Raw genomic sequence first — 11,036 nt, 5'->3', positions numbered from 1 at the left:
GAGCAGCTATGAGCCCACCGGTTTAACCACCGAGTTGGCGCTGACCGTTGTGGCCAGTGATGGGATCTACACCAGTGACAGCTTTACCACCACCATCCAGATTGTGGAACAGAACGACACCCCAACCGGCGCCGACAACACCGTGGTCATGGCTGAAAACGCTAGCTACAACCTGATCACCAGCGACTTTGGTTACAGCGATGCCGAAGGGGACAGTCTGCAGCATGTGATCTTCGATAGCATACCCACCCTGGGTACGTTGTGGATGGAGAACAACTTTGACGGCATTTACCAGGCTGGTGAAGAGCTGGCCGATGGCAGCACCATCACCGCCGCAGAGCTGGATGCGGGCTACCTGTACTACAGCCCCAATACCGATGAGAGCGGCACCAACTACAGCAGCCTGACCTTCCGGGTGAGCGATGAAGAGGACTACAGCGACACCAGCCATACGCTAACCTTTGATGTTAACGCGCAGGCCAACACCGCGCCGACCAGCTCCGATGGCACCATTTCGGTCACCGAGAATACCGACTTCAACATCACCACCAGCATGCTCAACTACTTTGATGCCGATGGCGATGCCCTGAGCCACATTGAACTGGTGACCATTCCCGATGCCACCACCGAAGGTAAACTGTGGCTAGATGCCAACCTCAATGGTACATGGGATAGTGGCGAAAGCGGCTTTGTGGGGGCCACCATTCCTCTCTCAGCACTGGATGGTGGTGCGGTCTACTTTACCCCTGTTGATAATGTGACAGGCTCACCGCTGACCTCGTTCAGCTACTATGTCAACGACGGTACCGAGAACAGTACCAACCCCTACACCGTCACGGTCAATGTCACGGCAGGAACAGACCCCGCACCGGCCATTGCGGTAACCAACATCCAACCGGCTCTGGGCTTTGAAGCACAAGAGACCAGCCTAACCCTAAGCCACGACTCCCTGGGTTGGTTTACCGGGGGCGATGTTAATAACGATGGCAACCAAGATCTCCTGGTTCTGTTTGATGATGGCAGCAACAGCAACACCACCTTTGTCGCAGATCTGTTGTTGGGGGATGGTGAAGGCGGCTTTAACCACCAGACCAACAGCTCGGGCATTACCATTAATGGTTACGCCAGTGACCCACGTCTGGCGGATCTGAATGATGATGGCTTTGATGATCTGATCGTGCAGGATTATGTGGATGGCGGCCATGTGGTCACCGTCTACACCTCCAATGGCGATGGCACCTTCTTCGATACCGGCATCGCCATGACCGGCAGCACCACGGCCCGTAAGGTGGATGTGGGTGACGTCAACAATGACGGCATTATGGACATCATGGTTTCCCATAAAGATGCCAGCAATATTCTGTGGCTGGGGGGGGATGATGGCAGCGGTAACTGGGATAATAGCTATACCGATTCCGGCCAAACCATTGATGGCAGCTACCACACCTATGTCACCAAGCTAAGAGATCTGGATAACGATGGCGATCTGGATGCCATCTTTGCGGACTACACCGACGGTGTGCGCATCTCCATGAACGTCAATGGAACCTTTGTGGACAGCGGCTTGACCCTCTTTAGCGGCGGGACCGTTAAAGAGGTGGATGCTCAAGATCTGAATGCGGATGGTTTCTTGGATATCGTCGCCGTTTCCAACAACAGCTATGACGATGCCGCACAGGTCTTCTTCAATAATGGCGAGGGTCAAGTGGTCGATACCGCCCACTTCTCCACCACCGCCAGCAGCAGCATCGCTGCGAACGCCTCCGGGGATAAGGTGCGCTTGAATGACCTGGATGGGGATGGCGACATCGATGCCACCATTCGTATTGATGGCGCCCTACAGATCCACGTGAATGACGGCTTTGGCACCTTGACCCACCAAGCCACCGCGCTGGATGAGAACTACAACCCAGCCCGTACCGACCTGACCAATGATAGCCTGCGGGACTTCATTGAGATCAGTGGTAATCAACTGACGGTGTTTGAGAACATCTCCGGCACCGAATTGATCAGCTATGCGGAAAACAGCGGTGCGATGCTCCTGGGTCTGGGCTTTGATATCACCGATGCAGACAGCGCCAACCTAGACTACCTGACCTTGACCCTAAGCGACTACACCGTGGGTGAAGATTGGTTGGCCGCTAGCGATATGTCGAACATTACCACCTTCTGGGATCAAGCCAGTGGCACCCTGACCTTAAGCGGTACAGACACCCTGGCCAACTACACGGCTCTGCTCAACAGTGTCACCTTTGAGAGCAGCTATGAGCCCACCGGTTTAACCACCGAGTTGGCGCTGACCGTTGTGGCCAGTGATGGGATCTACACCAGTGACAGCTTTACCACCACCATCCAGATTGTGGAACAGAACGACACCCCAACCGGCGCCGACAACACCGTGGTCATGGCTGAAAACGCTAGCTACAACCTGATCACCAGCGACTTTGGTTACAGCGATGCCGAAGGGGACAGTCTGCAGCATGTGATCTTCGATAGCATACCCACCCTGGGTACGTTGTGGATGGAGAACAACTTTGACGGCATTTACCAGGCTGGTGAAGAGCTGGCCGATGGCAGCACCATCACCGCCGCAGAGTTGGATGCGGGCTACCTGTACTACAGCCCCAATACCGATGAGAGCGGCACCAACTACAGCAGCCTAACCTTCCGGGTGAGCGATGAAGAGGACTACAGCGACACCAGCCATACGCTGACCTTTGATGTCACCAGCGTTGCAAGCGCCAATGCACCGGTGATTACGCTGAACACCACCACCCCACAGTTGGGTTTTGAAGCCCCCGCGAGCACACTGACCCTGGATAACAACAACGGCAGCTGGATGACCGGTGGTAACATTGATGGCGACGCCAATGGCAACCTGGATCTGCTCATCACCTACTACGATGATACCGATACCAGCATCAGCTTCAATACGCAGGTGTTGTTGGGCAATGGCGATGGCACTTTCAGTTCACCGGCCAGCAGCTCGAATGTCACCATCAGCGGTTATCTGAGTGATCCTAAGCTCAGTGATCTGGATAACGATGGCGATGCCGACCTGATCGTTCAGGATTATGTGGATGGTGGCTCTGTAACCTCCATCTACTTCTCCGCTGGCGATGGCACCTTTACCGACAGCGGCATTCAATTTAGCGGTAGCTCTCAGGCCCGCAAAGTGGATGTGACCGATGTCAACAATGATGGCGTCAAAGATATCTTTGTCTCCTACAAGTCAGCGGCCAATGCGCTGTTCTTGGGCGGTATTGATGGCAATGGCGACTGGTACAACACCTCAGGTTCCGGTATCAGCATCGGCAACAGCACCACCACCTACATGACGCAGATGGTGGATCTGGATGGCGATAACCGCAAAGAGGCCATCATGGCCGACTTTAGTGGTGTGCATATTTGGAGCAATGATGGCAATGAGAACTTTACCGCCAGCACGACCCTGTTTAGTGGTGGTCAGATCCGCGAACTCTCGGTTGCTGATCTCAATGGCGATTCAGAGGTAGATATTGTCGCCACCTCGGTCAACGATAGCGATGATGGTGTACAGGTCTTCTTAAACGATGGATCAGGTAACTTCTCGACCACCCCATACACCACCCTGCTCACCACCACCAGTGTGGACAAGGTGCGCTTGAACGACCTGGATGGAGATGGCGATCTGGATGCCACCTTGCGTGTGGATGGCTATATTGAGATCTACCTGGGTGACGGTAATGGCGACTTTACCTATGAAGCCTCTAGCCTGGAAGACAACACCATACCTGCTCGTATTAACCTGACCGACGACATCCTGCGTGACTTTGTCAACATTGACGGCGACCAGCTGTCGGTCTATGAGAACATCAGCTCTGAGAGCTTGGTGGTGTATACCGAAAACAGTGGCGCACAGAGCCTGGGTCTCGACTTCAGCCTGAGCGATAGTGACGATGCCAACCTCAGCTCCATGACCCTCACCCTCAGTGGTGGCTTGGGGAATGGGGATGACTGGTTGAGCACCACCGACAGTGGCAACATTGTCAGCAGTTGGGATGAGGCTTCAGCAACCCTGACCCTCTCCGGTTCCGACACCCTGGCCAACTATGCGTTGGTCCTGAATAACGTGATGTATGAGAATGAAGATGAAGATATTCATAGCTCCTCCATCCGTACCCTAACCATTACGGCAGATGACGGCACCGAGAGCAGCGATGCCTTTACCGCAGATATTCAGATCCTTGCTCAGAACGACGCCCCCATCATCGTCAACCCCGTGAACCTAAGCGGTGTGGACTTTGATGGTACCAGTGGTTATGTCAAGATTGGCCACACCACAGAGACCCAAGCCCTGACCGGCGATGCGCTTACCCTGGAGTTCTGGATGAACCCGGATGATCCCGGTAATGGTGATCAGGTTCTGGTCAGTAAGTTTAACTATGGCGACAATCTGCGTGCCTTCCAGACCTACATTGATTCTGACGGCAAGCTGGGGATCACCTTAGATGAAACCGGTACCAGTACCAGCAGTATTAATTTCAACTCCGGCTATGCGGTTCAGGCTAATGTTTGGACCCATGTTGCCATCACCTTTGATGACACACAGGATGCACTGAAGCTCTATATCAATGGTGATCTGGAGACCGAAACCACCTACACCGGTAGCATTCTGGACAACAGCACCGACATTCTGCTGGGTGCCCAATTGGCCGACAGCAGCACCGCAACCACCTTCTACGACGGTCAGCTTGATGATGTCCGTCTGTGGGGTGTCGCCCGTAGCGAAGATCAGATCGACGATGCCTATGAGCAGGGTCTGAGTGGTCAGGAAGATGGTCTGGAGGCTTACTGGAACCTGGATGACGATGATCTCACCGGCACCACCGTGACAGACAGTGTTGAAGTGAGTCACGGTACCCTGGAGGGTGGCTCCAGCTGGTACAGCAACGTCTTGGCCCTGGAGGAGACCACCTTTGAAGCCCACTACAGCGGTAATGAGTGGAGCAATGTGGCGGGCATGACCAGCTCCCTGGCGCTGGATCCTGAAAATCAACCCCTGGGTATTGCCATTGTTGACCTGAATGTCGGCAACGGTTCCGGCGGTACTTGGGAGTACAGTGTGGATGGCGGAACCAACTGGTCTACCATCTCCAGCGTGAGTGAAACCTCAGCCTTGGTGCTGGCCAATGGTACCGACCGCCTGATTCGCTTCCACCCACCTGAGGATGATAGCTACACCAGCGACGCTTCCATCACCTTTAAAGCCTGGGATGGCGATGATGATGCCACAGAGCAGGATTATGTGGACACCACGGTGGTGGATGAAAGCGCCTACTCCACCGACACCCTCACCGCTCATGTCAACGTTAACCCCGAGGTGGATCTACGCACCAGCGGCGGTATTCTGCAACTGGATGGCAGCACCTATGTCACGGCCGATGCCGCGGCGCTGAACGTCACCGACAGCAGCCTAACCGTTGAAGCTTGGGTCAACCCTGACGCCAGCCTGACCGGTTACAGCCATGTGGTCTCCAACTCCGACACCGCAGGGTGGGAGCTGGGTTACGATGCCGACAGCGATCTGTACAGCTTCTCGGTCTATATCGATGGGGCCTATCGCATCGCCTACGCCGACAGCGGCATCGCCGGTGGGGATTGGCACCACATTGCGGGTGTTTATGATGGTTCGACCGTAACGGTCTATGTGGATGGTGCCGCCCAGACCAGCAACGCCAGCTACAGCGGTAACATTAGCTCAACCCTGACCCATGTCTTGATCGGGGCCAACCCCAACGATGGCAGCGACGCTACGGATCACTTTATCGGTATGGTGGATGAAGTGCGTATTTGGGATAGCGCCCGTACCACAGATCAGATCGATGACAACTATGATGAAGCGTTGGATGCCAGTGCAGAAACCGAACTGCTGGCCTACTATGACTTTGATGACACCATGCCAGGCACCCAAACGGTGGAAGATCAGAGCAACAACACCAACCATGCCGTGTTTGGGGATACCGATGCCGTTGAGAACAGCGATGCGCACACCCTGAACCTACCCACCCGCACACTTGACTTTAATGGCAGCCAAGAGCTGACCCTCAGTGCTGGGGCTGATCTGGTGGGTAACAACGACGATATGACCGTCTCCTTGTGGTTCAAGGCCGGTCAGCTTGGTTTGGAACAGGCGCTGGTCGACACCCGTGACAGCAGTGGTGTGGGCTGGTTGATCTATCAAGATGCCACCGACAAGCTCACAGCACTCTTCTACGATGGCTCCAACGCCCTCTCCGTCAGCTCGACAGAGAGTGTAGCGGTGGGTGAGTGGATGCACATAACCAGTACGCTGGATCGGACCGGTAACGCCACCCTCTACATCAATGGTGAAGAGGAGAACAGCGCCACCGTCACCACCCTGAACGACCTTAGCCCAACAGCGGGCGCAACCCTGGCCATTGGTGATATTGGCGATGCCAGCAGCTCGGTTAGCCCCCTCACCGGCTCCCTCTCCGAGATCACCCTGTGGGATCGTGCATTGGATGCCACAGACACCGCCGAGTTGATGCACGGTGTGGATCTGACCGATGCCAACCTGGTGGCCTACTGGCCCATGCAGGAGCAGACCGGCAGTAGCACCCTGTCTGACCTCTCCAGCAACGGTCATGACATCACCTTAAGCGTGGGCATCAGTGACCCAACCTTGGGGAGTATCATTGGGCCTGAGCTCTATACCACCCATCTGTACACCGATGAGGATATGAGCATTGATGGCACCCTTGAAGGCTTTGATGCCGAAGGGACCGCCATGACCTTTGCCATCCATACCGATGTCACCCACGGGACGTTGACCGTCGATGGCAACAGCGGTGCCTTTAGCTACACCCCAGACAGTGGTTGGTTGGGGGATGATACCTTCACCATCACCGTCACCGATGGCGATGGTCAGGAGTATGATCAAACCCTCACCGTCACCACCGAGGGTGAGCCCATGGTGGGTACGGCCCCTGAGGTTGGTTTGATGGCGCATCAGGATGTCATGCAGTTCAACGATGAACAGTATGTTCAAGCCTCGGGCATCAACCTATCCAACACCTCCTTTACCATTGAGACTTGGATTAACCGTGCCCATGCTGGGGAGGAAGATTACTTCATCAGCCAAGGCAGCTCGGTGGCCGACAACGGTATGTTCATTGGCTTTAATACCAACGATGATCTGAACTTTGGTTGGTTTGGTGATCACCTCAGTGTCGCCGCCACGGATATTGACAGCGGCAACACCACCCTGACCGACGCCTGGTACCATGTGGCGGCAACCTACGATGCCGACACCAATACCCAGACCCTCTATGTCAACGGCAGTCAGGTCGGCACCAGCCACACCACCACCATGGATCTTCAGGGGGATAGCTCCGACCTGTTCATCGGTAAGTATTCCGATAACGATACCCTGAACTTTGCGGGTCAAATGGACGATGTACGGGTTTGGGACTACGCCCGTGATGCCAGTGAGATCGAAGCCAACTGGGACATCACCGTCGATACCACAAACACCAGCCTTATGGCCAACTACACCTTTGACAACATCGCCTATGGCGAGAGCACGGTGACCGACCACTCGACCTACAACAACGACGCCAGCATGGGCTCGGTCACGGTGGGTGATACCGCGGAACCTCTGCCCCTTAACCATCTGGGGACAGCGGCTAAGTTTGACAATACGAATGACTACTACATGAACAATACGTCCAACAGCATCACGACGGTCGACAACTTCACCATGGAGACTTGGTTTAAGTGGGATGGGACCGATGCAGGAACCGACCAAGGGTTGGTCGTTAATGGCAACAGCTCGGGTGGTCAGCAAATTATCCTAGCACGTGAGGCCGCGGATACGTTCTCCATTCAGGGCTACTATGCCAATGCCATTGACACCTTTGACACCAACTACGTCATTGATGCCAACCTCTGGTACCATGTCGCGCTGGTTCGTGATAATGGAACGACCAAAATGTATGTCAATGGTGAAGAACAGACGTTAACAGCCACCAGCCTGACATCAACGCCTGACACACCGGCAGAGACCGTCATAATAGGTACCAACTCTGCAGGCACCATGCAGTTCTATGGCGAGCTGGATGAAGTTCGCATGTGGGAAGCCTCCTTGGATCAAACCACGATCCAAGAACAGATGACACAGCCACTTTCAGGCTCTGAAGTTGGACTGGTTGGCTATTGGAATATCAACGGTTCCGATACAAGCAGCTTGGTCGATCAGGCCGGAACCAACGATCTGGCCCAACAAGGCACCCCATATTTTGTCAGCAACGCCCCAGATGTGGTGGAAGAAAGCATCACCACCACCTTTGAGACCTCCATCAGCAGCCGCCTTGATTTCTGGGATGAAGAGGATGGTAGCGGCAGCGGTACCATAACCACAGCGGTAAGCCACGGCACCATGGAGCTGGATACCGATGCTGGCACCTTCACCTACACCCCGGATGCCGGCTGGGCCGGGGATGACACCTTTGTGGTACAGAGCACGGACAGTGATGGCAACACAGTGGACCAAACGCTGACCATTACCACCGAGGCGGAAGGTTCCGCCCCTGTCGTACAGCTGGCGGCCCACCAGGGAGCCATGCAGTTTGATGGTAATGATTACCTGATTGCCGAAGGGGTCTCCGTCGCCAACAGCTCCTACACCCTGGAAGCCTGGGTCAACCGAGCTTCAAACGATGGCAGCTATGATCTGATCATGTCTCAAGGGGCCGCCAACAGCGCCGAAGACAACATGTGGTTTGGCTTTACCGGCACAGACACACTGGCCCTGACCCACTACGACACCCAGATAAGCTTTGACATCTCCGCCTATAACGGTAGTGACAGCATGGTGGGTGACTGGTACCACGTAGCGGCCAGCTACAATGTGGCCGATGGCGAAGCAACGCTCTACATCAACGGCCAGCAGGTAGGCTCACCCGTTACCCTCACCACCGACTTTACCGATACCACGGGTACCAGCATGTACATTGGTAGCGACCAGTGGCAGGGCACCGTCGATAGCTTTGACGGTATGATCGATAATGTCCGTGTCTGGGGTGATCTCCGCTCAGCCACTGAGATCGCCGAAGGCTACAATCAAGCTTGGCCGAATAATGAAGACAATTTATTGGCCAACTATGACTTCAATATTGTGGTTGACGATACGGTCTTCGACAGCAATGAAACCGGTCGCCATGCCCAAATGGGCAGCACCACAGCCAGTGACGATAACGATCCCACCTACTTGGGTCATGTCGGCGCCGCCGTCACCTTTGATGGCCAAGATGACTACTACCAGAGCGCCACAGCGGCCACCGCCAATACGGACGATTTCACCATCGAATCCTGGTTCATGTGGGATGGCACCGACTCAGGGCTTAATCAGGTCATCACCAGTAATGGCGATGGCGCAGCATCGGGCTTTGGTTTGATGTTGAACTGGGATGCTGCCGACAGCTACTCCATCCAAGGCATGTTGGGGGGTTCGGGTTCCAGCTACGACAGTGGCGTCACGGTTGCTGCCAACACCTGGTACCATGTGGCCATGGTACGTGATACCGGCACCACGCAGATGTATGTCAACGGTAGTGCTGTGGGTACCACCGTCACAGCCTCACCCCTCACAGCCAGCGCCACCATGACCATTGGTGGAGACTATCAGGGTAGCCAACTGTTTAACGGTCAGATCGATGAAGTTCGGGTATGGAGTGATGCCCTGGATCAGGCCACGGTACAGAAGGTCATGTCTCAACAGCTGGATGGTGGCGAGACCAGCCTGGCCGGTTACTGGGATCTGAGCATTGGTGCCCACGCTGGTGTGGTGGATATGAGCAGCGCCAGCAACGATCTGGTCGGCTTTGGCTCACCCACCCTGGCCTTTAACGCACCGCTGCTGGTGGACAACTACTATGTCACGGCGTCCAACGTCAGCATTACCAGTGCAGCCATTGCCACCGATGCCGATGGTGACACCCTGACCTCCAGTGTGACCGATGGCGCGGACCACGGCGTGATCGAGTATGTCTCCCAGGCTCATGCTTGGAAGTACAGCCCCTCCAGCGACTATGTGGGTACCGATGAGTTTGTGGTAACCGTGCTGGATGAAGGGGGTAACAGTGTGGCAACCCAGATCAATATCTTCATCACCCCAGAGTTCACCGGCTCGATCCTGGGTGGCGCGGATCAGGTGGGGGATACCCTAACGGGAACCAGCCTGAACGATCTGCTCAGCACCGGCCTAGGGAACCAGGTTCTTAATGGTGGTGATGGGGATGACTTCATTGAGGGTGGTGATGGTGCGGATGAACTCAACGGTGGTGAAGGAGATGATCTGCTGGTTTGGGATGCCGCCGATAGCAGCATTGATGGTGGCAACGGTCATGACACCTTGGTTCTGTTTGAAGAGGACTACACCTTTGATCTGAGCAACCTAGGCAGCACCACCTTGAGCAACATTGAAGAGGTGGATATCACCGGTGATGGTGCGGTGACCATGCAGTTGACGGTACAGGATGTACTGGATCTGGCCACTGCCGCCGATGACCTGCCCTACCACCAGTTGGTGGTCCACGGCAACAGCGATGATACCGTTGAGGCCTCGGGCGGCTGGACACAAGATGCAGATGTAACTGTCAACGACGCCAACTACAACAGCTACAGCAACGGTTTGGCGACCCTGTTGGTGGATGCCGACATCACCAACCAAAACATCAGCTAAGACGCTGAACCTTCTTTAAACGCACAAAGGCCACCGGCTTCAACCGGTGGCCTCAGATTGATTACAAACCCCGTCTTTTTTGAGGCGGGGTTTGTTTTTGTGCAAAGCTATGATGTAAGCGGAGTCAATTGGGGAGAATTTTGGAAAAACCTTCTGAATACATTCAGGCAGCGATCAAAGGGCTTATTGGGTTTTTTATTGACCAAAAAGCGTCTAATTATAGTCAGGTGAAACCAAAATCACACATCAATAAGTCTTCAATTGATGGTGGGGGTTGAGCAAACTCTCGACA

Annotated in this window: 1 protein-coding gene; it reads left to right on the top strand. The window is 54.8% G+C overall.

The window, feature by feature from the left end; all coding sequences use genetic code 11:
• The first annotated feature begins 34 nt into the window (after positions 1-34).
• Positions 35-10,744: a LamG-like jellyroll fold domain-containing protein gene (locus tag V5T57_RS13565; RefSeq protein ID WP_332891771.1), complete on the top strand. Its 10,710-nt coding sequence runs from the start codon at positions 35-37 to the stop codon at positions 10,742-10,744.
• Positions 10,745-11,036 lie beyond the last annotated feature (292 nt).

It is taken from the genome of Magnetococcus sp. PR-3 (genome assembly GCF_036689865.1).
In the GTDB taxonomy this organism is placed as follows: domain Bacteria; phylum Pseudomonadota; class Magnetococcia; order Magnetococcales; family Magnetococcaceae; genus Magnetococcus.
Note: the sequence above shows the minus strand (reverse complement) of the source record. Positions and strands in the feature narration are given on the sequence as shown.